The 24,143-nt window shown below is 38.3% G+C and carries 31 protein-coding genes; 10 read left to right on the forward strand and 21 right to left on the reverse strand.

Features of this window, described 5'->3' with window-relative positions; all coding sequences use genetic code 11:
* Positions 1–32: 32 nt before the first annotated feature.
* Complete coding sequence (locus tag A9Y75_RS16860) at positions 33–305, forward strand: DUF2281 domain-containing protein (RefSeq protein ID WP_071190708.1); 273 nt, start codon at positions 33–35, stop codon at positions 303–305.
* Entirely contained in the window at positions 302–535 is a 234-nt protein-coding gene (locus A9Y75_RS16865; protein ID WP_071190709.1) for a type II toxin-antitoxin system VapC family toxin, read from the forward strand. The genes A9Y75_RS16860 and A9Y75_RS16865 overlap by 4 nt, the downstream gene beginning before the upstream one ends.
* A gap of 222 nt (positions 536–757) precedes the next feature.
* On the opposite strand, the gene A9Y75_RS16870 is transcribed toward A9Y75_RS16865, so the two are convergent.
* Positions 758–1,723, reverse strand: coding sequence for a transposase (locus tag A9Y75_RS16870; protein ID WP_083389514.1), 966 nt, complete (start codon positions 1,721–1,723; stop codon positions 758–760).
* Positions 1,724–2,042: 319 nt separating this feature from the next.
* Between A9Y75_RS16870 and A9Y75_RS16875 the strand changes: the two genes are divergently transcribed.
* Complete coding sequence (locus A9Y75_RS16875) at positions 2,043–2,414, forward strand: protein kinase (RefSeq protein ID WP_071190710.1); 372 nt, start codon at positions 2,043–2,045, stop codon at positions 2,412–2,414.
* Between the two features lie 25 nt (positions 2,415–2,439).
* On the opposite strand, the gene A9Y75_RS16880 is transcribed toward A9Y75_RS16875, so the two are convergent.
* Entirely contained in the window at positions 2,440–3,546 is a 1,107-nt protein-coding gene (locus A9Y75_RS16880; RefSeq protein WP_071190944.1) for a peptidylprolyl isomerase, read from the reverse strand.
* A gap of 218 nt (positions 3,547–3,764) precedes the next feature.
* Here A9Y75_RS16880 and efp point away from each other — a divergent pair, with 218 nt between their 5' ends.
* The 3 genes from efp to A9Y75_RS16895 all read left to right on the forward strand — a co-directional run bounded on the left by efp (position 3,765) and on the right by A9Y75_RS16895 (position 5,564).
* Positions 3,765–4,322, forward strand: coding sequence for an elongation factor P (gene efp / locus A9Y75_RS16885; protein WP_071190711.1), 558 nt, complete (start codon positions 3,765–3,767; stop codon positions 4,320–4,322).
* A gap of 171 nt (positions 4,323–4,493) precedes the next feature.
* Entirely contained in the window at positions 4,494–5,027 is a 534-nt protein-coding gene (gene accB / locus A9Y75_RS16890; protein ID WP_071190712.1) for an acetyl-CoA carboxylase biotin carboxyl carrier protein, read from the forward strand.
* 192 nt (positions 5,028–5,219) lie between these two features.
* A complete protein-coding gene (locus tag A9Y75_RS16895; protein ID WP_071190713.1) occupies positions 5,220–5,564 on the forward strand; it encodes a metalloregulator ArsR/SmtB family transcription factor in 345 nt (114 codons plus the stop codon).
* Between the two features lie 62 nt (positions 5,565–5,626).
* Here A9Y75_RS16895 and A9Y75_RS16900 read toward each other — a convergent pair whose 3' ends face one another.
* The 4 genes from A9Y75_RS16900 to A9Y75_RS16910 all read right to left on the reverse strand — a co-directional run bounded on the left by A9Y75_RS16900 (position 5,627) and on the right by A9Y75_RS16910 (position 9,353).
* On the reverse strand, positions 5,627–6,232 hold the full coding sequence (locus tag A9Y75_RS16900; RefSeq protein WP_071190714.1) for a GerMN domain-containing protein: 606 nt from the start codon (positions 6,230–6,232) through the stop codon (positions 5,627–5,629).
* 664 nt (positions 6,233–6,896) lie between these two features.
* Positions 6,897–7,082, reverse strand: a complete 186-nt coding sequence (locus tag A9Y75_RS16905) for a UPF0175 family protein (RefSeq protein WP_236721438.1) — start codon at positions 7,080–7,082, stop codon at positions 6,897–6,899.
* The gene (locus A9Y75_RS30205; protein ID WP_269086308.1) at positions 7,054–7,179 is read right to left on the reverse strand and encodes a hypothetical protein; all 126 of its coding nucleotides are present in this window, start codon (positions 7,177–7,179) and stop codon (positions 7,054–7,056) included. The genes A9Y75_RS16905 and A9Y75_RS30205 overlap by 29 nt, the downstream gene beginning before the upstream one ends.
* A 365-nt stretch (positions 7,180–7,544) precedes the next feature.
* Complete coding sequence (locus tag A9Y75_RS16910) at positions 7,545–9,353, reverse strand: proline--tRNA ligase (protein WP_071190715.1); 1,809 nt, start codon at positions 9,351–9,353, stop codon at positions 7,545–7,547.
* Between the two features lie 128 nt (positions 9,354–9,481).
* On the opposite strand from A9Y75_RS16910, the gene A9Y75_RS16915 reads away from it, so the two are divergent.
* A complete protein-coding gene (locus A9Y75_RS16915; RefSeq protein ID WP_071190716.1) occupies positions 9,482–10,873 on the forward strand; it encodes a glycerol acyltransferase in 1,392 nt (463 codons plus the stop codon).
* Between the two features lie 462 nt (positions 10,874–11,335).
* On the opposite strand, the gene A9Y75_RS16920 is transcribed toward A9Y75_RS16915, so the two are convergent.
* From A9Y75_RS16920 to cysE, 7 genes are all read right to left on the reverse strand, one after another.
* Positions 11,336–11,875, reverse strand: a complete 540-nt coding sequence (locus A9Y75_RS16920; RefSeq protein ID WP_071190717.1) for a (2Fe-2S) ferredoxin domain-containing protein — start codon at positions 11,873–11,875, stop codon at positions 11,336–11,338.
* 251 nt (positions 11,876–12,126) lie between these two features.
* Positions 12,127–12,330 carry a putative nitrogen fixation protein NifT gene (gene nifT / locus A9Y75_RS16925; RefSeq protein WP_071190718.1) on the reverse strand — a complete coding sequence of 68 codons (204 nt, stop codon included), beginning with the start codon at positions 12,328–12,330 and terminating at the stop codon, positions 12,127–12,129.
* Positions 12,305–12,592, reverse strand: a complete 288-nt coding sequence (locus A9Y75_RS16930) for a nitrogen fixation protein NifZ (RefSeq protein ID WP_016951714.1) — start codon at positions 12,590–12,592, stop codon at positions 12,305–12,307. Before A9Y75_RS16930 ends, nifT begins: the two co-directional genes overlap by 26 nt.
* Positions 12,579–13,712 carry a homocitrate synthase gene (gene nifV / locus A9Y75_RS16935; RefSeq protein WP_071190719.1) on the reverse strand — a complete coding sequence of 378 codons (1,134 nt, stop codon included), beginning with the start codon at positions 13,710–13,712 and terminating at the stop codon, positions 12,579–12,581. The genes A9Y75_RS16930 and nifV overlap by 14 nt, the downstream gene beginning before the upstream one ends.
* A 579-nt stretch (positions 13,713–14,291) precedes the next feature.
* The gene (locus tag A9Y75_RS16940) at positions 14,292–14,489 is read right to left on the reverse strand and encodes a DUF2949 domain-containing protein (RefSeq protein ID WP_071190720.1); all 198 of its coding nucleotides are present in this window, start codon (positions 14,487–14,489) and stop codon (positions 14,292–14,294) included.
* Between the two features lie 311 nt (positions 14,490–14,800).
* A complete protein-coding gene (locus A9Y75_RS16945; RefSeq protein ID WP_071190721.1) occupies positions 14,801–15,037 on the reverse strand; it encodes an Asr1405/Asl0597 family protein in 237 nt (78 codons plus the stop codon).
* Positions 15,038–15,040: 3 nt separating this feature from the next.
* A complete protein-coding gene (gene cysE / locus A9Y75_RS16950; protein ID WP_071190722.1) occupies positions 15,041–15,775 on the reverse strand; it encodes a serine O-acetyltransferase in 735 nt (244 codons plus the stop codon).
* Positions 15,776–16,405: 630 nt separating this feature from the next.
* Between cysE and A9Y75_RS16955 the strand changes: the two genes are divergently transcribed.
* Entirely contained in the window at positions 16,406–16,942 is a 537-nt protein-coding gene (locus A9Y75_RS16955) for a Uma2 family endonuclease (RefSeq protein ID WP_071190723.1), read from the forward strand.
* A gap of 33 nt (positions 16,943–16,975) precedes the next feature.
* Here A9Y75_RS16955 and A9Y75_RS16960 read toward each other — a convergent pair whose 3' ends face one another.
* The 4 genes from A9Y75_RS16960 to A9Y75_RS29740 form a co-directional block, all read right to left on the reverse strand.
* Positions 16,976–17,377, reverse strand: coding sequence for a PIN domain-containing protein (locus A9Y75_RS16960; RefSeq protein ID WP_071190724.1), 402 nt, complete (start codon positions 17,375–17,377; stop codon positions 16,976–16,978).
* Entirely contained in the window at positions 17,377–17,661 is a 285-nt protein-coding gene (locus tag A9Y75_RS16965; protein WP_071190725.1) for a hypothetical protein, read from the reverse strand. Before A9Y75_RS16965 ends, A9Y75_RS16960 begins: the two co-directional genes overlap by 1 nt.
* Before the next feature lie 93 nt (positions 17,662–17,754).
* Entirely contained in the window at positions 17,755–18,003 is a 249-nt protein-coding gene (locus tag A9Y75_RS29735) for a hypothetical protein (RefSeq protein WP_236721439.1), read from the reverse strand.
* Between the two features lie 12 nt (positions 18,004–18,015).
* Positions 18,016–18,261 carry a hypothetical protein gene (locus A9Y75_RS29740; RefSeq protein WP_236721440.1) on the reverse strand — a complete coding sequence of 82 codons (246 nt, stop codon included), beginning with the start codon at positions 18,259–18,261 and terminating at the stop codon, positions 18,016–18,018.
* 195 nt (positions 18,262–18,456) lie between these two features.
* Between A9Y75_RS29740 and A9Y75_RS16975 the strand changes: the two genes are divergently transcribed.
* Entirely contained in the window at positions 18,457–19,038 is a 582-nt protein-coding gene (locus tag A9Y75_RS16975) for a hypothetical protein (protein ID WP_071190726.1), read from the forward strand.
* A 249-nt stretch (positions 19,039–19,287) separates the two neighbouring features.
* On the opposite strand, the gene A9Y75_RS16980 is transcribed toward A9Y75_RS16975, so the two are convergent.
* The 4 genes from A9Y75_RS16980 to A9Y75_RS16995 all read right to left on the reverse strand — a co-directional run bounded on the left by A9Y75_RS16980 (position 19,288) and on the right by A9Y75_RS16995 (position 21,512).
* A complete protein-coding gene (locus A9Y75_RS16980) occupies positions 19,288–19,641 on the reverse strand; it encodes a DUF5615 family PIN-like protein (protein ID WP_071190727.1) in 354 nt (117 codons plus the stop codon).
* Positions 19,642–19,890, reverse strand: a complete 249-nt coding sequence (locus A9Y75_RS16985; RefSeq protein WP_071190728.1) for a DUF433 domain-containing protein — start codon at positions 19,888–19,890, stop codon at positions 19,642–19,644. It lies immediately after the preceding gene.
* 81 nt (positions 19,891–19,971) lie between these two features.
* Complete coding sequence (locus A9Y75_RS16990) at positions 19,972–20,487, reverse strand: DUF2141 domain-containing protein (protein WP_343232443.1); 516 nt, start codon at positions 20,485–20,487, stop codon at positions 19,972–19,974.
* 68 nt (positions 20,488–20,555) lie between these two features.
* On the reverse strand, positions 20,556–21,512 hold the full coding sequence (locus A9Y75_RS16995; protein WP_071190730.1) for an NAD(P)-dependent alcohol dehydrogenase: 957 nt from the start codon (positions 21,510–21,512) through the stop codon (positions 20,556–20,558).
* Between the two features lie 1,102 nt (positions 21,513–22,614).
* Here A9Y75_RS16995 and nifB point away from each other — a divergent pair.
* Positions 22,615–24,069 carry a nitrogenase cofactor biosynthesis protein NifB gene (gene nifB, locus A9Y75_RS17005; protein WP_071190732.1) on the forward strand — a complete coding sequence of 485 codons (1,455 nt, stop codon included), beginning with the start codon at positions 22,615–22,617 and terminating at the stop codon, positions 24,067–24,069.
* The last annotated feature ends 74 nt before the right edge of the window (positions 24,070–24,143 follow it).

Raw genomic sequence — 24,143 nt, forward strand, 5'->3', positions numbered from 1 at the left:
TCGTTTTTAACAAATGATGAGGATTTTTAATTATGACTCAAGCACTGGAAAAGCCTAAATCTATCTTAGAAATTATCGAAAGTTTAACACCTCAACAACAGGAAGAAGTGTTAAATTTTATTGAATTTTTACAGTTTAAATCACAAAAACATGATCCAGACACAAAAATTCAACCTCAACAAAAATCACCAGAAGAATTAGGCTGGCCTTCTGGCTTTTTTGAACAGACCTATGGTAGTTGTCAGGATGATCCCATTATTCTTGATGATGATGATAATTTTGAACAAAAAGAACAAGCTGCATGATTTATTTGCTAGATACTAATGTTTGCGCTCGTTATCTGAATGGGAAATCGTTGACAATTCGGCAGCGTTTACGAATTCGTGCAGAATTATCAGCAAAAGGAATTATGATTGGTTCTAATGATTTACAAATTGCGGCTATTGCTATGGCAAATAATTTGATATTGGTGACGCATAATGTCAAAGAATTTAGCCGGGTAAATGGTTTACCGTTTGAAGATTGGGAAGTTTAATTTTAATTTGCTAATATTAAAAATATACAGCAGGAGTCAGGAGTCAGGAGTCAGGAGTCAGAAGTAAAACTGGCGAATGTGTATAGGTTTCAATCTAGATTCTGTACCTCATTGATCTGCAATCTGCTATAAATAATATAAATATACTTCACGCCAAGGCTTAAAGACTTAAAGTTAATAAGATAGGACTTACGCATTGACAAAAAATATCATCTATGTAGTCTAGATAATGGCATCCTTGCGAAGGTTGGCAAAAATATGCTCACGGACAACAGAAGTAAACAGATTCCTTTGTACTTCATACCAATTGCTAATTATATTTTCAGAGCGCATAAACTCCAATTTCACAAAAGCTTGAAGTGAACAAAATATATGAGTTTTGATTGCACAGGTATCTCTAACCATGAACCGACAAATTCCACATACTTGTTTTATGGCTCGATGAAATGTTTCAATACCCCAATGGGTATCATGAATTGTGATAAAGGTACTTCTGGTTATGTCTTTGATTTTCTCCTCATCTAGTAGATATAAAATATAATGTCTAGAGTCTTCCTTTTTAAAGTCTTTCCTAAACAATTTTATAAATCCAAATTCTTTCAGATGAGTCCTTAATCCTTCTTGGGGAATAGCCAGAGTGCTTACTTGACAATACTTGTGTGGCTCATTTGAAACAGTTCTATTTTTTTCAATTCCGAATAGGAAACCCAATTTCTGGTTTTTTAGAAATTTCAAGTTTTCTACTCCAGAATACCAACTATCTCCTGTTACCATTCTGGGTTTGACTCCCCAGCTTATTATTTCAATTACCATTTCTCTAAAATAATCGTTTTTTGTTTTTCCCTCCTTTTTATCATATATTCTATAATTTATTGGTACTGAATTACCATTAATATCACTGTAATATAGACTAATTAAATTTAAGCCAATAATAGTTTTATGGGCTTTCCCTGACCAAAAATAACTGATTAATTCCGCATTTTTAGGGTCGCTGTAAATCTTTTCTATGACTGTATCGTCTACACTTAATATCCCTCCTTCCAGATTGATAATTTTCTCTATTATGCTGAATAAATCTTTGGGTTCGTATCTCTCTCTCAATAAAAAGCGGTTTACACTATCATGTGAAACATCTCCCAATATCTCCGCTAACCTACTGCACCCTCCATACTTTGGCTCTGACAGCAAAAATAAGGTGTAGATGTCTAGATTGCATTGTGCTGTCGAGGGTTTAGTAATTTCTCTCATTCTCTCATACCCATTACTCGACGACTCTTATTTATCAATGCACTATTTTGTTATTCTGTCAATGCGTAAGTCCTAGATCATTGTACTTACTAAGACTTACAGCACTTCCCGGTGTTATGAGGTACAAGAACCCCACCCCCAACCCCCTCCCCGCAAGCGAGGAGGGGGCTAAGATGTACCTCATAAGAGCGGAAACCGCTGTATACTAGATTAAGCTGTATATATTACCTCTGTATCGGTTTTTAGGTGCAATTAGACTATGCTACTAGGTGGACGTTATGAGATGATCGAAGTTTTAGGAACTGGTGGTTTTGGCATTACCTATAAAGCTACAGACACCCAAAAACCCAGTAAACCTATATGTGTGGTGAAGGAACTTCTACCTCAACACCATTTCAATACTCGCGTTGCCAATTTTTTTGAAAAAGAAGCGAGAATTTTAGAAGTATTGGGTACACATTCCCAAATTCCTCATTTACTAGCGTACTTTGAAGAAAAGGAAAAATTCTACATAGTCCAAGAATTTATTCAAGGAAAGTGTTTAGACAAAGAAATTCTGCGAATAAGAATAAGAGCAGAAATAAAAAAGTACACGACAGCAAACAGAATAGATTTTAGATTTCAGAATTAATCCAAAATCTAAAATCTAAAATTAATTAAGCTGGTTCTGGCTGCACTAAATTTTCTATGCCCTGAACAACGGTTGCAGATTCAATCTTGTCATCTGCGTTCAGTTTATCTAAAATTTCTCTACCTTCTGTCAGATAGCCAAACACAGTATAACGACCATCTAAAAGATTGCGTCCTGCGGGAGTAAGTTCTGGTTCAAAGAGGAAAAAGAAAACTTGAGAAGAAGCGCCATTTACGTCACCTTCAGGACGCGCCATTGCTAATGCACCAAAAGAAGAAAAAGGCAATACTGGCATATCCAGATAACGTCCAGCATCTTCTAGAGTAATGCCGTAGGTTGGCTCTTTTTCGCCTTCAACTAAGATTTCTAAAGGAACAGCGCGATATTTGCCAGTTTGAGGATCAATGAAACCGACTTCTTTACCAGAAGGATCTCCGGTTTGGAGTACGTAAGATTCTTCAGAACGGGTAAATTCCAAACCGTTATAAAAACCTCGTTGAACTAAATCGACAAAGTTACCAGCAGTGACAGGGGCGCTATAGCCGTCTACAACTACGGTAAGGTCGCCCTTATTAGTTTTGATGGCGATAGTGGCACGACCTTTGAGTTGAGGCAAATTACTGTACTCAGCAGGGATTTCAAAGGGGAATTCCTTCACCATTGATTCTTCTAACAAGCTGACAAGATTTAGTAATTTGGCTCTTCCGTTAAGAATAGGTTCTTTTTGTTTGGTTTTAACTACTTCTTGCAGTTCTGCGATGCCAGATTTCAACTCAGTAATCCAAGCTTGGGCTTGAGGTTGGCGTTCTTCCGGAACGCTTGCTAATATTTGGGAAGGTTGATCGAGTATCCGCGATGCTTGTTTGAGGTCATTATTAACTGCGCCCCATCGCTTATTAGCCCGCAGTTGGTTAGAAATATCCTCTAAACTGACTTGCAGTTTGCGTACTGGTTTGTTATCGATGGGAAGTGCATACCGTAACAAAGCTTTACCATCGGTAATTGCATTTCCAGATGGCAGGGCTGCGTGACCCGAAGGAGTCCACCCAGCTGTAATTATGCCTAAAAATATAGTTACCAGGAGTATTGCCTTGAGGCTGTTCTTTAGCCAGGACTTAAATAAGTTAAACATGGGATAGTTCAAATGCAGCATTAATTAAATTGTTGAGAAAGAAATCACCCATGAATAATCTTCCCACAGTAACAGTCCTGAGTGTTGAGTTATGACTGCTGAGTTTTTTAACAGTAGTTTGTTGCTATTTGGCAGTCACTTCTTGGGGAGCAACTGACAACTGACTACCTTTGAAGGTTACAATAAATGCCGATTGTCTTCCAAAAAATTAAAGTTTCATGATCTCTAGTAACGACTTTCGACCCGGTGTCTCTATTGTCTTAGACGGGTCTGTATGGCGAGTGATAGATTTCCTTCACGTTAAACCGGGCAAAGGTTCTGCCTTTGTGCGAACAACACTAAGAAATGTCCAGAGTGGGAAAGTACTCGAAAAAACTTTCCGGGCTGGGGAATCTTTGCCACAAGCTACTCTGGAAAAAATTACGATGCAGCATACCTATAAAGAAGGCGAAGAGTTGGTCTTTATGGATATGGAAACCTACGAAGAAGGCAGATTGACCGTAGCGGAAATTGGCGATCGCGTAAAATACCTAAAAGAAGGTATGGAAGTCAACGTCATTCGTTGGGGTGAACAGGTTCTAGAAGTAGAATTGCCTAATTCTGTAGTTCTGGAAATTATCCAAACAGATCCTGGCGTTAAAGGTGATACTGCTACAGGTGGCACTAAACCCGCAATTGTGGAAACTGGTGCAACTGTTATGGTTCCCTTGTTTATTACTCAAGGGGAACGTATCAAAATTGATACCAGAGAAGATAAATATTTAGGCAGGGAATAATTTTCATAATACCAAATTGGGATAGTGACTGGGTAATAGGTAATCATTCTCCAATTACCAATTACCAATCCAAAATTGGTATTACCGATTTCAATCCCTTGTTTATAAAGGGATTAAATCTCTGCCACACTTAAGATTTTCATTTACGTTTAGGTCGAGGTAAAAAAAACTGTGCCATTAGACTTTAATGAAATCCGCCAACTACTGGCAACTATTGCACAAACGGATATTGCAGAAGTAACGCTCAAAAGCGATAATTTTGAGTTAACGGTACGGAAAGCTATCGGTAATCATGTACTCGCGGTAGGTCAAGCTACACTAAGTGGTGTGGTGGGTTCGGGATTGACATCGGTAACGACAGGAAATCAGATAGCACCCACACAGTTACCAGAAACAACGACAAGCCGTGATAATTCTGTGGCTGGGGCGCAATCACCGTTATCAGTGAATACACCCGCTGCCAGATTTGTAGAGGTACAGTCCCCTATGGTGGGAACTTTTTATCGCGCACCAGCACCAACTGAAGGGCCTTTTGTGGAAGTAGGCGATCGCGTCCGCACTGGTCAAACAGTCTGTATAATTGAAGCCATGAAGCTCATGAACGAAATTGAAGCCGAGGTTTCTGGACAGGTGATGGAAATTTTGGTGCAGAATGGCGAATCGGTAGAATATGGTCAACCTTTGATGCGAATTAACCCTGATTAAGTATTAATATCTATATGAAATGAGTCAAAATAATTCGTAATTGATCATTCGTAATTCGTAATTCTTGCCCCACGCTGAAAAAGCATTTTTTTATCAATAACTTAAGTAAGTATGTACATTAATTACGCATTACCGATTACTAATTATTTTGTTCACTGTTAACACTTAGTCAGTCCTTGCGGGTTAATCCTGATGAAACAAACGTTGCCTGTACCACCAGAAGTAGTGCAACAAGTCGCTGAATACTTTAGCCTGTTAAGTGAGCCGATGCGTCTGCGGCTGTTACACTTGCTACGGGATGAGGAAAAATGTGTGCAAGAGTTGGTAGAGGCAACACAAACGTCTCAGGCAAATGTGTCTAAGCATCTAAAAGTAATGTGGCAAGCAGGAATCCTTAGCCGCCGCAGTGAAGGAACTTGCGCCTACTACCGGGTGGAAGATGAAATTATTTTTGATTTGTGCAATCGTGTTTGCGAGCGCTTGTCCACACGGTTAGAACAGCAAGCCCGCAGCTTTAGGGTGTTAAATAAGTCTTAGTCATTGGTCATTGGTCATGAGTTTATTTTTTGGTAAACTGACCACTGACCATTGATTATTTGCTAAAGCGGATAATTTTTATTAAAGCTTTCACGAGTTAAAGGCTGTTCTAGTTCCACTCCTTCACCACCTAAAACATCCAACTGTTTGCCATTTACTTCAATGTAAACTTTGGCGTTAGGATTGAGAGTTGTAGCGGTATAGACAACCTGACCTAAACGACCCATCATGGAAGTGCTACCACCACCACTGGTAAAATCTGATGATAAATTAACGTGGACTTCATTCTTGTCCGCTTTTAGTCCCAGTAGCTGAGTACCTTGGGGAATGGTTGTAGAATCTGTAGATTCAGTTGGCCCCGCTAATAATGTTTTAAAAGCAGCTTCTAAAGCTTGGTTGGGTTGTGCCGCAGTAATTTTTATCGGCTGAGGAACTAACTCAACGCTTTTGTCCGTTGGTCTCAGCCAATATATACTAGCGGTTTGCTCATTACCCGGCTGGATTGTTGATGGTTGTTTGATGATTTGAGAGGGGTTTGCTGGTGTGGAAGTATTGGGAGTTTGGGAAGTCAACCAAGCTACCCCGCCACTTACCGCGACAACCGCAGCTGAGACGGCTGCTATTACACCTGAGGAAATATTCCGGTTAGTTCTTTGTTGGTCATTCATATCTAAAACCTACTTGACAAAGGGCTGAAATAGTGTTATCGAGAGGAGACACCTGGTTAAAGACGATAGGGATGCATGGTTTGGTTCTTAAAATCGATAGATGCTTTAATGTATGAAAATTCTGCTGATTTTAATTTTGCCTGTTTCATACCAATTTGGGATTGGGATTTTAGATTAAGAATCTTCTTGGTTAGGCTATTTCAGCATTTTGTAATCTTGCACCCATAGTAACTTTATCTCATCTTTAATTTTAGGTTGACTGTTCTAGTCCGTCACCGAAATTTTGATGTAAATATAATTGTTTCTTGAAATACGGATATGAAAATGGTGTACGGGAAGATATTTAATACTATGTTAATACTCTACATCCTCATTATTGATGAGATTGAATATCCAAAAGTATGAATTATTTCAACTTATGTGTACTTTTGCTTACTCCTTGAATTTACTCCTTTAATATAGGATTCAAATCCTCAATAGCCATTTCCTGAAATAGATGGATAGATATTTACACAAATTTAATTTTATTTGTAATATTTAACTTTCTGGCGTTGCTAAATTCAAATAGGAAATTGAAAAATAACTTTACCAAAAATATCCCGCAGTAAATTGAGTTGTCCAACTTTTGCTAATTCACTTAAGGGAGTTGTATCGGAGACAATAATCACTTTTTATACTGGCTTAAAATTTCTACTGTTTGAGTAACTTCTTCCTGTAGTTCTTCCTTGGTTTGGGTAGGGAAGGGAGATATTTGATAAATATCCATTAATTCAGAAAGTTGCCACCGTTCAATTTCTAATAATTCTGCTGCACGTCCAGCACTAATATCTCCATGACGTAATAATGTCATGATGTATGCTTCTTTGGCTTTTTTTTTCTGCTTCTAAACGATGAATTTCTGGGACTTCGGGTAAGGTGAGGGTAAATTTGATTTCTGTTGTAGCCATTTTGTTTTACCTTTTCTAATTTTAGGAAATGTTGGGTTTCCTTGCGTCAACCCAACCTACTACTGACTGTCTGATAGCGTAGCCATATCAGGATTTTTAGGATTAAAGGATGTACAAGATTGACAATTTAGGGGGCTAACCAAGAAAAAAACCTCTGCGTACCTCCGCCTTTACCTCAGAGGATGTTTGAAAAGTTGCAAATTATACTCTAAACCCCTCTCCAAACCTCTCCCCCACAGGGAGAGAGGCTTTGATTCTTACTCCCCTTCCCTGGTAGGGAAGGGGTTGGGGGTTAGGTTCTGAGACTTTTGATGTTACCAAAAATACTTTTAAAACATCCTCTCAGCGCCCCTCTGCGTTTAATTTTACCCTTCTATCGCGTCTTTAATCCACTGTTGCAACGTATTGACAACTTCCTCAATCGGGATTTCTTGAGATTCACGAGTTGCGCGTTTTACTACTTCAACTTTACCGTTAGTAATCGCTCTGCCGGTAACAATTCTAAAGGGAATTCCGATTAAATCGGCATCTTTGAATTTAACACCTGCACGTTCATCTCTGTCATCTAACAAAGTTTCTACACCTGAAGAGTTGAGTTCGGTGTAAAGCTTTTCGGCTACTGCGATTTGTTGGGCATCTTTAATGTTAGGAATTGTGATAATGGCGTGATATGGTGCGATCGCAACTGGCCAAATTATGCCATCCTTATCATAGGATTGCTCTACCGCTGATTGTGCTAAACGAGACACACCTACACCGTAGCAACCCATCACCAAAGGCTTTTCTTCCCCTTGTTCATTAGTATAAGTTGCACCCATCGCTTCAGAGTATTTTGTCCCTAATTGGAAGATGTGACCGGCTTCGATACCTCTAGCTGTTTGTAGGGTTTGGTTTGAATCGTGAAGTGAGCGATCTCCTGCTTTTGATTTACGAATATCTACTGTTAAGGCAGGTAGCTTAAATTGCTCACCCCAATTTGCGCCAACAACATGAAAACCAGCTTCATTTGCACCAGTGACAAAATTCTTTAATTCCACAGCGGTTTTATCCACCAAGCGCACAAACTGGGAATTTACCTGTTTACTTCCAGCGATATAATCATCAGCAATATCTGGTGCAATATAACCTAAAGGTAAAGATTTTGCTGCCCAAGTGGCAATTGTTTCACTAGTAGGTATACTAAAAGCAATAATAGCTTTTGCACTAAATTGAGGAGCTAATTTAGTCAATTCATTTTGTAATTTGACTTCATTAACTTCCTGATCTCCGCGAATATTTACCAACACCAAAACCGTTAAACCGTTATCATATACAGTTTGATATAAAACGTTTTTGACAATTTGAGTAGGAGAACATTTGAGAAAATTACAAAGTTTTTCAATTGTATCAGTTCCCGGAGTTTCCCGTTTTTCGTAAGTTGTAAAAGGTGAAGTTTCCGACTCAGCAGGAAGAGAAACTGCTTTTTCTACATTCGCTGCATATTTACCATCTTCAGTGTAGAGAACTTCATCTTCTCCCGCATCTGCTAACACCATAAATTCTGTAGAACCAGAACCACCAATAGCACCAGAATCAGCTTCTACTGCTCGGAAAGCTAAACCAGAACGTCGCAACATATTACTGTATGCTTTGTACATATCCTGGTAAGTTTTTTTCAGACTTTCTTCATCAGCATGAAAAGAATAACCATCTTTCATGATAAATTCTCTACCGCGCATTAAACCAAAACGGGGACGAATTTCATCACGAAATTTAGTTTGCAGTTGATATAAATGTAGAGGTAATTGACGATATGAACGAATCATATCACGGGCAACTGTTGTAATTACTTCTTCATGAGTTGGGCCAAGTCCTAATTGTTGTTCTCTTCTATCAACGAGAGAAAACATAATTCCCTCAGCCTTAGTATAGGTGTCCCAACGTCCCGACTCCTTCCATAATTCAGAAGGTTGTAATTGTGGTAATAAACATTCTTGTGCGCCGGTAGCGTTCATTTCTTCCCGCACAATTTGGGAAACTTTTTGCAAAACCCGCCACATTAGGGGAAGATAAGCGTAAATGCCGCTACCGATGCGACGGATATAACCGGCACGCAGTAACAATTTATGACTAGGGATTTCCGCATCAGCCGGATCATCCCTCAGTGTAACAAATAACATTTGTGATAATCGCATCGTTTTTTACCTTTACTTCCTAACTTTTCAAATCGGTTATGTTTAAAGTGTTTCCATTTAGTGAGGACTAAAGTCCTTACTACTAACCAAATTCTGCTTTTTCTATGTAACTTGAGGAGATAACTACCTTGTCTGAAGTAATGTATCAAGCACAACCACCTTTAGAATTTATTCCGCCAGCGCTGAACCCCTTACTATTAAGATTTGTTCATCTTTTTTTACCCGACTGGATACGCTGGAAAACTCCTATTAGCCAAATTGAAGCAGAAAATGTGGAAGTTTTGCTTGATCTTTATCAGCAATTTCAGGAGGGGAAAATCCGCTTTATGCTGGCGTTTCGTCATCCTAAAACAGAAGATCCACTTTGTTTAGCTTACTTGTTTTCCCAACTTGTGCCAAAGGTAGCACGACAGCGGGGTGTACAGCTACAGCATCCGATTCATGCCCATTTTATCTATGATCGGGGAATTCCTCTATGGGCGGGTAAACATATTGGTTGGCTTGCTTCTCATTTAGGTGGTACTCCCATTCAACGCGGTAAAGCTGACTGGACTGGTTTACGTTCAGCGCGGGATTTATATATTAATGGTAAGTTTCCAATGGCTGCTGCGCCGGAGGGTGCGACAAATGGGTTATCAGAGATTGTTAGTCCTTTGGAACCGGGTATTGCTCAAATGGGTTTTTGGTGTGCAGAAGATTTGCAAAAAGCCAAAAGAGATGAGAAAGTTTTAATTTTACCAATTGGAATTAAATATAGTTATGTTAATAAACCTTGGGATAATATAGCAAATTTGTTAACTGAATTAGAAGCAGCTAGTGGTTTATCTGTCAAGTCAACAAATAATAATTCTTTTGATGTGCTTTATCCTCGGTTATTGACTTTAGCAGAACATTTATTATCGATAATGGAGCAATTTTATACCCGATTTTATCATCAAACATTGCCAGATACAAAGATTACCAATGGAGAAATTAAAGATAGAAATGAAGCTTTAAGTTATCGTTTACAAGCTGTGATGAATATCTCGTTATTCATTGCTGAACAGTATTTTGATTTGTCATCTAGGGGAAATTGGGCTGATAGATGTAGACGGGTGGAACAAGCTGGTTGGAATTATATCTTTAGAGAAGATTTTAAGGATATTAAATCATTATCACCTATTGAGAAAAGTTTGGGGGATAGAATTGCGGAAGAAGCATATTTTCGGATGTGGCACATGAGGTTAGTTGAGAGTTTTGTGGCTGTTTCTGGTATTTACATCCGCGAAAAACCCACGGTAGAAAGATTTGCAGAAACGACTTTAATTTTATGGGATATGGTTAATAAAATTAAGGGTAATAATCCTTTACCTCGTCCGCAATTGGGTAAGCAGCAGGTGAAGATTACTGTGGGTAAACCGATATCGGTTTCTGAACGTTATTCGGGTTATAAAAGTAGTCGGGTTGCTGCGAGACAAGCGGTGTCTGAGTTAACGAGTGATTTACAGCAGGTGTTGGAGGGTTTGGTTGAGAAGGGATGATAAATAACTTGTCTCACGCAAAGGCGCAAAGGCGCAAAGGAAGGAAGAAATACAGAAGTTAAAAGTGCGGTTTAAATCCTCAACTATTGAAGAAGGTTGAGGATTTGGGTTATTTATTTGGCGCTATTTTTTAACTCGTTCCATGCTTTGACTACTTCATCTAATTTATTTGGTAGTTGAGATTGAGAAATATCATCGTATTGTGTTGTGGTTGTTTTACTTGGTTTTACTTTACAGCAGATTGCAGATCAATGAGGTACAGAATCAAAATTGAAACCTAGACACATTCGCCAGTTTTACTCCTGACTCCTGAATTCTGCTGTATATGAATTTCGCGCCTAGATCCAAAGGTGCAATCCAAATTACAGATCTATTTTTATGTTAACTCTTGACAGTAAAAATAGGCGAATGAGAGTTGTTCTCTTTCACCTTTGCAATGATTTCATAACATATCTTGATAACTTAACTCAAATGATTCTCTAACAAAGAGGCTATAGCTTCTGGATGAACTTTCTTGTATTGCTTTTTACCCAGCATCAAAACACAATTGGGAGCGCTGCTACAACGTTTTTGACAATCGGTATGTTCAATTGTCACTTTATCAGATAAACCGCGATCGCACAAAGTTTTCTCTAAGTCTGATAATAACCCCTTTCCACCCCGTTTCATACAACCAGATTTTTGACAAACCATAATCTTGGCTTTGGTTTGAGGTTGACGATTTTCAATGAAACACAAACCAACTGCTTCTACTTGATAAGCTTTGAGTTTGATCTTTTTTGTGCGAGAGTTCAATTTACTGATAGCACCAACGCGAATTTGTTCACCAGGTACTAAAGAAGAAACTGGAGAGCAGCGCAAATCTTTAGGTAGTTTAACTTTCACCTTCCCAGAGGGAATCGCTAAACTTAAATATTTATATTTTCCTGGTTTATCACCAACAAAACCTAAAAACTGTCCTTCAAGATTCAATTCTGATAACGACTGATACTTTTCACCCATGTCGATAACTCAAAATTACAAAATTAACTTTTAGTCAAACTGAGTTAGATAGGGTGAATCATGTCTAATTCGTAATAGAGCCTCCGGCACGCTACGCGAACGTAATTCGTAATTGAAGAGAGTAAACGACACTATCAATTAAGCAGTTCAATTTCTCAATGATGAGAATTACAAATTAAGGATTATCAATTACGAATTATTTTGACATGACTTCAAAGATGGATTTTCACCATCTCCCTACCATCAAATTTCTAAGCGAGGCGTTTAGCTTCTACAGTGAGGGGTAATTTTTCTGTAGCTGGTAACTCACTAAATTCTAATTCCCAACCATTAGCTAAAGTGAGAACTTTACCTGCATCACTATCAGTTTGTTTGACAACTTCTTCCTCAAGGTCTTTTTTAGCAACGTAAACAACTAAAGTACCAGCATCATTCATTCTTAGCATTACTTTCATTATTTTCCTCAACAATTTCTAGTTCTTTCTTTTTACAACCGATGACGAACCCTGTATCTAAGAAATGCACAGCATATATATAGGTATTTTGTAAAAATGTGCCTATACTTGCCACATAACCAACGTCTCCCTTTTGAGCCAAAACTGCACCAATGTCTTGGCCAGGAAACGTACCATCATTTTTGATCAATTTACGAATTCGTACTTTTTGACCAATTTCAAAAGCGGGAGGTAAGTCCAGTTCTAATTCATCGCGCTGCATGAGAATACCTCTGTTCACGTACTAGATTTAACAGTTCTTCTGTAGTGAGACTACGTTTTTTTAGTGTTGATTGTTGACGTACTGCATCTAATATAGATTGGGTTTCTTCTGAATTCAAAAAGATGCCATATTGTTCTAACAAATTAGATACTAAATGCCGTCCAGAATGTTTACCTATGACTAAACTTCTCTCCCAACCTACTTCTTCAGGAGCAAAAGGTTCATAAGTTTCTGGGTTTTGTAATACACCATGAGCATGAATACCAGATTCATGAGCAAAGGTATTTTTACCGACAATTGCTTTCCAAGGTTGAACATTAGCACCTGATGCAGCAGCAACCAATTGAGATAGTTCTAATAAGTGTCGGGTTTTAATCCCTAAATCAACACCATAGATGCATTTTAGAGCCATAATAACTTCTTCTAAAGCTGCGTTTCCGGCTCTTTCACCTAAACCATTAACGGTGGTATTAACAGAAACGGCTCCAGCTTTTATCCCAGCAATAGCATTAGCAGTTGCTAAACCAAAATCATTATGGGTGTGAATTTCTACGGGAATTGATAAAGTAGATACTAACCGTTTAACTTTTAGATGAGTTCCAAAAGGATCAAGAACTCCAACTGTGTCGCAAAAACGAAATCTTGATGCACCCCATTCTTGAGCATATAATGCCACATCTTCGAGGAAATTTTCATCGGCTCTAGAAGAATCTTCTCCCCCGACTGCAACCCAAAGACCATTATCAACTGCGAAGCTAATACAGTCTTTAAGTCTTTGTAAACTTACTCTCCATTGACCATGAAATTTAGCAGCAATTTGAATACCAGAAACGGGAATAGCAATATGTACTCGTTGCAGTCCACAAGCAATAGAAGCTTTAATATCTGAAATTACAGCGCGGTTCCAACCGAGTAATTTCGCATCTAAATCTAAGTTAACAATGGCAGTAATTGCCCGAATTTCTTCTTCTCCCATTGCCGGAATACCGACTTCTAATTCGGGTACGCCAATGGCATCAAGAAATTGAGCGATCGCTACTTTTTCTTCTAGGTTAAAAGCAACACCTGCTGCTTGTTCACCATCACGTAATGTAGTATCATTAATAATGATTTCACTCATCTCAAATATCCCTCTAGTGGAGTTTTTACTAATACTCTTTAACGCTACAATTCCTAGTAATAATAGATATAAAAAAATTATTAAAATTTCCAATTTAAATACTAAAAATAGCGCTAGTTATTAAACAGGGTTTATGAACTTTAATTATTGCTCAATAACTCACACCACATCTGTATGACAGAAAACAAAATCTTGGTATAATTTAGGAAGATTTTTTTCTGCTTTCATTTGGCTGCTCTACAAATAGCCAGTAGCTAATATAGCTATTAGTAAGTCCTGTCAATAATAAGATACTCAGTCCAGCAATTAAACTAACAATCATAGTAGTAGCCTCATTTGTGTACAATAATTGATATTTTGTATAGACAATAGATGTCTCACAAATATTCGCTTCATATCTAAGATGTAATAATTTTGGCTAACAATTTAGACTAGTACCGCTGTCTCGGAATTTTAATTTAAAATTTCAATTAAAATTTCAATTAAAATTAAGAATTTAAAAAGCACATTAAACAAGCTGTTCATTAATTTTTGTTTTGTACTAGATGCAAGAGTCATTACATCATATTTTTGAATTGTTTAAGCGTGTTCTGCTAACCAATCAAAAATCTTTTCTAACTGCTCTAAATCAATAAAACCATATTGCCAAAGCAGCATCGGTATTGGTCCTTTATCTAACTCACGGTGTCGCAAAGCAACAGCAATATTTGCTTTTGGAAGTTCCAGTTCATTATGCAAAAAGTGAAGTAATTTCTTATCGCTGTTACGCTGTACCATAATTTGACGTTGAAAATATCAAGTTAGACAATAATTTTTCAAATTCCATCCCCAATGTTAGTTACTAATTTCACTGTATTCAGAAATGAAATATGTCAGAGAAGTTTGAGATTTAGTAGATTTAGCAGATTTGGAAAAGTGAGTGAAACCTAAGCTTAGGTTAATTCTCTTCAGTCTGCAAGCTAATTTGTGAGTGAACAATAACTTTGAGCTTTTCAGAGTCTAAATCATGCTTGCATCATGAATTACGCTCTGATATTGTATTGATTAGACATTCTAGAAGTTGTAAATTGTGATTACTCACACACTTTTTACTCAAAACTGTGAAGCCAACAATCTTCTAACCATGTCACTAACTCACAGCGAGAAGCTAAAAATTGCCTAACTGCACTACGGACAAGAATGGCTTCTTGGAAACTATTGATTTGCACTCGCAAAGAACCATCTGGAGGACAAGAACAAGTAATCATTAATTCTTGCAAACGGTGATAAACTTGCCATCTATCACTCAAAGGAATCTGCAAAACTTGTTCTCCTAGTGAAAACATAATTCAACTATCCTCGTGCTGCTGATGATTTGTCAGGGTTTGCAGTTGTTGTTCAAGTTTCTCAATTCTGGAAAGCAAAGAACGAATTATACCTGCTTCAACATCAGGAAGTTTTCCATGTTCTAAAGGAGAGAGACGTTTGCTTTGTTTATGGGAAATAATGCGTCCAGGAATCCCCACAACAGTGGAATCTGGAGGCACATCACCTAAGACAATTGAACCTGCACCTATACGGACGCGATCGCTAATTTGAATATTTCCCAAAACTTTTGCACCGGCACCCACGACAACGTTATTACCTAAAGTGGGATGACGTTTACCGCTTTCTTTCCCAGTTCCACCCAATGTTACACCCTGATAAATTAGTGTGTAATCTCCCACAATGGCAGTTTCACCAATCACAACACCCATGCCATGATCGATAAATACACCTTTACCAATTTCTGCACCTGGGTGAATTTCAATACCTGTGAAAAACCGTCCCAAGTGAGAAATGAAACGTGGGATAAAACCCACTTTCCGCAGGTGTAACCAATGCGCGAGACGATGTAAACACAGAGCATGAAATCCAGGGTAACAAAATATTACCTCTAACCAATTACGTGCTGCTGGATCACGCTCAAAAATGATGCGAAAATCGCTCATTAATGTCTCCAAAAAACCGCCAGAACGTTGATTTTTCCGCAAGTCTGTAATTGCAGTTTTGGGTTTACTAATACTGTCTAAAGACTGTTGCATCGGTACTGTCTGGTTAAAAAAGCCATGTTGTATTTTTATGCTTATATCAGGTGACTCGAAAGCAAACATAACCGCAGATACCGATTAGATTTATTGAATTTATTACGATTGTACTCAATAGGTTTAAACCCCTATTTGACAGAACTTTACATTTTCTGTTGGGGTAGGGGTACTAGCTTTTTATAACAGGGGTACTGGTATTTCTGGGGTGGGGATTCAGTTTTTTTGTACTCAAGATAAATCTCTTTACCTGTGAGGCTTGACAGCGATTTAGGCAAGATAATTAGCTATATATTTCAGTTGTACTCATTGCCTAAAAATGGCAGATAGAAGGGATTACAACTTGGATTTCTGTATACTCAGCTACTATTATTAGTGTAGGGTTTTGGTAGTCAAAAAAGCGATTTCTTTATTTTGTTTTAGGATTTGTTTGCTGTATGTGGGAATACAAAATAGAAATATAGGGAGATGGATGTTATTGAGTTATCTTGTGTTATAATTTTTGTCTGAATCAGGATGTCCAGGATTAAAGGATTTACAGGATGAGAATATTCCATGTTGCATTTATTAAAAAGGAAAGATTGAATTTACTGAACTTCCCAAAAATGTGAACAATAAATAATAGCAACTATGCAATTTACTACCCTCACTAACCCATTAGATAATTTTCTTCAGCAACCCAATATTGAAGCCTCTCCTGCCTGGGAGTTTATCCAGGGACAAGCCCAGCAAAAGCCCATGCCAACGCTGTTTCATTCGCGCCTCCAACGTAACCTTGTTAACGCCATCAACAGCCAAACTAACGCCTACGAAGCTATCCAAGAACTCCGGTGTATCGTACCTCCCATGTCTCCCGTACCTTATATTGCGGTTGTTAAGAGTGAACGTCTTACTGATGAAGATGGACCGCTACAAGGTTCACCAGACTGGTTAATTGAAATTCGTTCTCCTGATCAAAGCACCTTAGATATACAACAAAAAATCCTGCACTGCTTGAGTAACGGGACACAGCTTGCTTGGCTCATTGATATTCAGCGAAAGCAAATCTGGGTTTGGGAAAATAAAGAGTTACCACTCGTTTATGCAAATAATGATACACTCCCCAGCCTTGGCAATATCTCAGAATTGACTGTTGCAACCGTGATGGCAATGACTCAGCAAAGATGATATTTTGATATATTAAAATAATGAATATGTTTATTATGATTTTGGATGCAGTAAACGAATAAAGCCTTCTTGCTCAAAGTGTCGATCTGTTGTTAAAGCTTCGTTAATACTTCTTTCACGCATCAGTACAAAGCTGATGGAGTCGCATAAAGAGTAACTTTTATCCTGCCTTATCATCAATAGCTCAATTGCTTTTCTGTACAATGATTCATTAATCCAAACCGTTTCAATATCTGGGTTATCCAATAAGTCAACAACAAAAGCAAGTATGGATGAGCGAGGAAAGCGTCTGGCATTTGCTAAAGCAACATATTCAGCAATGATGTAACTGTGAGTTAGTTTAACTGTAGCCTTTTTGTATGCAGTACAAGCTAGACTATGAAGTGGCTCAGTTGGATAATGTAAACAAAGTAACCCGGAGGTATCAATTAGCATTAATCCTCCTCGTAGTTATTAGCATACTCTCTCGCTAAGTCTGCATCAATGCTCTCATTATCAATATTTGTACTACTATAGATATTGAGTGTGCCAAAATGACGCTCAAATTTCGCCTGTGCTAATTCTTTTTGCACATCTGTAGATACTGGCAAAACTTGGCTAAAATGCTGTTCTAGCAATGCTGTTGCTAAATTTTCTGGAGAAATACCGACATTATTAGCTTGTTGCTGAATAGCGATCGCTATCTTATCGCTCAGTTCCAGAGTTAGAATTTGGCTCATAACAGGATACTCAAGAATTAATGTTATTATAACATTGATTGTGTACAGCGGAAAAAGGCAAATAATAAATCACCGTAGAAATTAAAAGCTTTATTATTCCGATTCTACCTGCTTTACAACTTCCAAAGATAAATCTAGCACCTCTGCAATTTGCTCGTCACTTAAGCCAAAATACCGTAATTTATCAATTCGTTCAATCTTAGTTTTATTCTTACTTCGCTGCTGGAACTTAGAAGCAACAACCTGATTTTTATCTGGTTCATTTTTGGGTTGTTTTGAACCAACATTTATACAGCCGTTTCCAAATATATTACTACTATTTTTACCCAAAGAAATATTCACATTTCCTTGACGTTATAGAACTGATTTAAGATTACCTTTATCAATTGGTTCATCAAAAATATCAGATAACATTTGCAAAAGTTCGTAACCTACATCCTTGATATGACCTGCGCTACAACCACAAATTTCTGCAATATCAGCATACTTTTGATGCTTTAGCGTTCCCTCAATAACTCCACGCTGCAAGTCATTGAGATGCTGTCCTGTATTGGTATAAACAGCGTCATCCACAAATTGTAGTATTTCATGAACGTGCATATCTAGCAATGTAACGCGACATATGTAATTTTAGCAGACTTTATCCGTATATTTCAGCTTTTTTCCGTCTGTTTGGTAATTTTTTTTGCGATCCGCCTTTTTCCGCTTTTCAGGTTTAGGTAAGTGCTGTAGTTTCGGTAAAGATAAACGTGAGTCAATTTTACGAGAAGCCACTTATGCCAGCAAATAAGAAAGATGAATAATAATACATTGGCTACAATTATTGTTGCAGTGATTGGCACAATAGGAACAATTGCTGCTGCATTGATTAGCAGTAATCATACTAAAACACCACCAGGCGGTAGTGGTTCCACATCGAATCCTGGGAATACTATCAGTCCTATACCCTCAAAATCATTTACCAACACAACAATTAATCAAAAAATCCATAAGCCGGTAGGTACTCATGAAGGATACCAAAAAGTCAAGACTGAGAATGGCGATGGAGCAAAACTATCAGTTACAGTGAGTAATATCCCAGGAAATATCGAACGTAGTCAATACAAACTTGTTGCATTTGCAAAATATAGTGATAATCTCTATTGGACTTCACACGGATGTGAAAGTTTATCGAGCGAACCAGTTATTTTCGATCTGCATCTCTGGAATAACCCAAAAGGCGATAAAAGTTACTATAAATCTAAGACTATCCTTTCTTCAACCTTCAATGATAATGGTTGCAATGCTAAAGAGTATAAATTGGATGAGTTGAATAGTTTTGCATTGCAACAGAGTGATGCTCTAACTTTTTATAGAGATGATTCGGCTAACAATTAGAATAGCGTGATTTTATCCATTTTTTAGTAATCGTAGGGTGGGTTAGGCAGATGAGGTAATAAAGAAGTAAAATAGAATAATGATTATGTGCCGTAACCCACCATTCACTATCAATAATAATGGTGGGTTACGCTGTTGCTAACCCACCCTACAAAATAATAATTTACTGATTAGCAATAACTACCCAGACCCCAAATATCTATTTAGACTTCAGTCAATAACAGTTTAATATCTTTCAACAACAGCGAATTATTTTATCCTTGCAAATCTAATCTGAGTTTCAGTAACTACTACAAAACTATCCGCTAACTGTTCCATATACTTTTCAAATACCTGCTGTAAAATGTAGATTTTATTGGCAGAACGTTCATTTTCCAAACGGAGAAGAATCACACCCCGATGTGGACACTGATCCCGATAAACCTTATCACCAAAATCTTTGTCGCTAGTAATCAAAATCCAGTTTTCATCAAAAGCCTTTTGAATAATTGTGCTATCATCAATTCCTCGTGCTTGTTCATAAACTGAGAAAACTTCGTGACCTTGTTCACGTAACCAACGAGCGACAGCCACACCTGTATTTTCATCTACCAAAAATCGCATCTACGCAATCTCCGCTGTCAAAGGCATGAAAATTGTACTTTCTAGAGAGCGAGATGCAAATAATAAACAAGCTCTAATATCTGCTTCTACTAAACCTTCATATTCTTCCAGAATTTCTGTTACTGTTGCGCCGTGTGCCAAGAGATTAAGAATATACTCGACTGTTAAGCGTGTGCCTTTGATTGTCGGTTTTCCAACCATTACTTTCTGGTTGCTAGTAATACGGTTCAAGAGTTCTTGTTCTATCATATATTCTCAGGTGGTAAATAGTAGAGCAGTTCCAATACCGTGCTGAATTTATATTGCCATTATGCAACGCCAATATTTAAATTAGCCACCCAAAAGGTATTGCAACTGAATCTGAATATCAGTACTAGGCCCAACTACTAAAACAGCAGCATTGTTAAACTTGGGTGGGCCTGTTAGAATCAATGGATTATTGGAAAACCCAAAACCTTCTGTAGGGATACCAAAAGAATTGCTATTGAGAATACCGTCTGCATTGGCATCATGAATTAATGCAACGGCATAATTGCCTGCTTTCAAGTTCTTGAAAATCAGTTTTTGAGGCGGTTCTTTCATCTCGATACACTGGAATTGCAAAGCTTTTTTACTGTCACTAGGAAATCCTTTGCTTTGATGGAAAAGACTAGCACAAATTTTTCCAGTTTGGTTTTTTATTCCATTTACATTAACTATCAGATTACTATTTAAATTTGCTCTGGCACTAGCTAAAGATAGAAAATTGCCCAAAATAGGGAGTAACAATATCAGCCCCTGGATTGATGTTGTGCGTAACGCAATTTTTAAATGTTGCCTCATTAATTTACCCAGTATTAAATACAACTAATATTTTAACAAAAAATATTGTTATTTGGGATTTTATTGTCGCTAATAGACCAAAGAATCTCGATTTAACCAGAAACTGCGGCCAGCGTCACTATCGCAATTTTCCCCACCGCACGCTCACCTTCACTATATCGATGAGCCTCAGCTAATTCTTGCAAAGGATAAGTGCGATCGCATACTGTCCGCATTTTACCCCCTTCAATCAAATTTTTTAAATAAACCAAATCCTTGTTATTAGGTATTTCCAACACAAATTTTACCTTTTGACCAGGCAGAAACATTGTTAAAAAACCCTGTAAAATTACTTCCGGGGTAGGTAAAGTGGAAACATAAACCCCATTTGGCTTTAAAACTTTTCTGCAATTAGAAAATTCTCCTTTGGCAACAGCATCAAAAATAATATCGTACTGCACATTACCTGCGGTAAAATCCTGCTGCGTATAGTCAATCACTAAATCTGCATTCAAAGATTTCACCAAATCCAAATTTCTGGTACTGCAAACGCCCGTCACCTCAGCCCCCAAAGCTTTAGCAATTTGCACCGCAAAAACGCCTACACCGCCCGATGCACCATTAATCAATACCTTTTGACCTGATTTGATATCACCCAAGTTTTGCAGGGATTGTAGAGCCGTTAGCGCCGCTAAAGGTACAGTGGCTGCTTCCTCATAACTCATATTGGTGGGTTTGGGAGCCGCAAAATTTTCCGGGATAGCAGCGAATTCTGCATAAGCACCCCCAGGAAAGTTAGTGCTGCCATAAATAGCATCTCCTACTTTGAACCGCGTCACCTGGGAACCAACTTTCACCACTTCTCCAGCCACATCAAAACCCAGAATCATGGGGAAGTTGTTCCCCGTCAACAAACTCAACATTCCCTTCCTGGTTTTCCAGTCAATGGGATTGACACTACTAGCGTGAACCTTGACAAGTAGCTGCTCAGGCGTGATTTTCGGCTGTTCCACCTCTTCATACTCCAACACTTCCGCAGAACCATAGCGACGGATAACTACAGCTTTCATGACATTTCCCCCTGTTTAACTTGTTCTCTATAAATATAGTGTAGCGATGCTAAAAGTTCAGAACGATTATTTTTTTCTTATTCCCTATTCTGTAATTTGACATTAGTTCTCATTCCTGAACAGCTTTGAGAAGGTGAAACCCAGAAAAACTGACATAAAAAATTAAATTTGTTGCCAATAATCTGCATTAATAGTTATGATGTTATTCAAGCCATAATGCTTATTCAACATAAATTTAAAGTGCAATTAACATCATTAATCATCGAAAAGTTAAAAGAATATGAACTGCATTTTTACCTCAAAAAAAATGATATGTTGGATACAGAATATAATTTGGCAGATCTCTGGACTCTAACAACGTTTTCTGCTTCAGAGTTACACCTCAAATACCTTGCAAATTAGGGCTTTCAGCAGGATTTGAGGAGCGTTTGAGTACATGGTTAATGTAGCCCAAAATAAACCCAAATATTGCCCAATACCTCTCAGGGATTGGGTTTGGACTGAGTACAAATAAATCCTGAACCCCACTCGATCAATACTCGTACCCCAACCGAAAAATACTAGAACCTCTACCCGAAAAAATTTTATTTAATTTTTGTAACCCTGGCAAAGATTGGGGTTTATAGATTTGAGTACAAACATAATATATCCAATAAATCCTATCCTAGACAGCCAAACCACCTATCTAGAAACGGCTGCTATAAATCATTTATCGCCAATCACTTAACGCTCCTTAACAAAGATTAGAAGCCAAAAGTGAGTGGAGGGATGAGATAGCACCATGCCTGAAGTGAATCGAAGTCGCGGCTGTATACACAAAGTCTACCCAAGACCTGACGGGGCGACACACACCAGCCGAACCTTGGAGAAATTTTGGATTTTAGACTTCGGCTGCGCTCAGTCGAACGATTTTAGATTTTGGGTTAAAAGTCCTAATTAATAGACTTTTGCCATGATCTCAAATAACACTAAATAATCCACAATTAGTATCATACTCCTGCAAACAAAATGAGTATAAGACGCGACTTCAGTTCATAGGCATTGGCAGTAGTAACAGCATCTCCCACAGTGGCTCTTTAGTCCACCGACCTTGCGAAATTCAATGACACTACCTGCTACAAACATTCTCACCTCCTCCAATCAGGAAACCATCATCACCCCAGCCAAATCTGGCGGTTGTGGTTGCGACAGCAGCACCACCCCTGAAATGGACGAAAAACTCATAGAACGCATCGCTAAACATCCCTGCTACAGTGAAGAAGCTCATCACCATTACGCCCGGATGCACGTTGCAGTTGCCCCAGCTTGTAATATTCAATGTAACTATTGTAACCGCAAGTATGACTGTGCTAACGAAAGTCGCCCTGGAGTGGTAAGTGAGTTGCTCACACCTGAAGAAGCCGCACATAAAGTGTTGGTAATTGCCGGGAAAATTCCCCAAATGACAGTTTTGGGAGTTGCGGGACCTGGTGATCCTTTGGCTAATCCAGAAAAAACCTTCCGTACCTTTGAATTGATTGCAGACAAAGCACCAGATATTAAACTGTGCTTATCCACTAACGGTTTGATGCTCACAGAATATGTTGATCGCATCAAGCAATTAAATATAGATCACGTTACTATCACCCTTAACACCATCGACCCAGAAATAGGCGCTCAAATCTATTCTTGGGTTCATTACAAACGCAAGCGTTATAGAGGCGTTGAAGGGGCAAAAATTCTCCTAGAAAAGCAGTTGGAAGGATTGCAAGCTCTCAAAGAAGCTGACATCTTGTGTAAAGTTAATTCCGTGATGATTCCGGGAATTAATGACCAACACTTGGTTGAAGTTAACAAGGCAATTCGTGCCAGAGGTGCATTCTTGCACAACATCATGCCGCTAATTTCTGCACCAGAACATGGTACACACTTCGGTTTAACCGGTCAACGGGGACCCACAGGTAAAGAACTGAAGGAAGTCCAAGACAACTGTTCTGGTAACATGAAAATGATGCGTCACTGTCGTCAGTGCCGAGCAGATGCGGTAGGATTATTAGGAGAAGATCGTAGCCAAGAATTCACCAAAGATAAGTTCTTGGAAATGACTCCAGAATATAACTTTGAAACACGCCAAGAAGTTCACGAAGGTATTGAGAAATTTAGAGAAGAAATTAAAGCAGCTAAAGACAAAGCCAAAGCAACTGCTGTAGAGAGTAACAATGGCAAATCTCTACAAAACAAACCCAAAATCCTAGTTGCAGTAGCCACAAAAGGTGGTGGATTAGTTAACCAACACTTCGGACACGCTAAAGAATTTCAAGTCTATGAAGTTGATGGTAACGAAGTACGCTTTGTCAGTCATCGCAAGATTGATCAATATTGTCAAGGTGGTTACAGCGAAGAAGCTACCGCAGACAATATAATGAAAGCGATCGCAGATTGTAAAGCAGTCTTGGTTTCCAAAATCGGTAACTGTCCCAAAGAGAAATTGCACGAAGCTGGGATACAGACTGTTGAAGCTTACGACGTAATTGAAAAGGTTGCTTTAGAGTTTTACGAGCAATATGTAGCGGAATAGGTGACAGGTTACAGGTGACAGGTGACAGAAAATCAGTAGGGGCGGGGTCTCCCCGTCCAGGTTTCCTAATCACC

The sequence above is a fragment of the Trichormus sp. NMC-1 genome, assembly GCF_001858025.1.
Lineage (GTDB): Bacteria > Cyanobacteriota > Cyanobacteriia > Cyanobacteriales > Nostocaceae > Anabaena.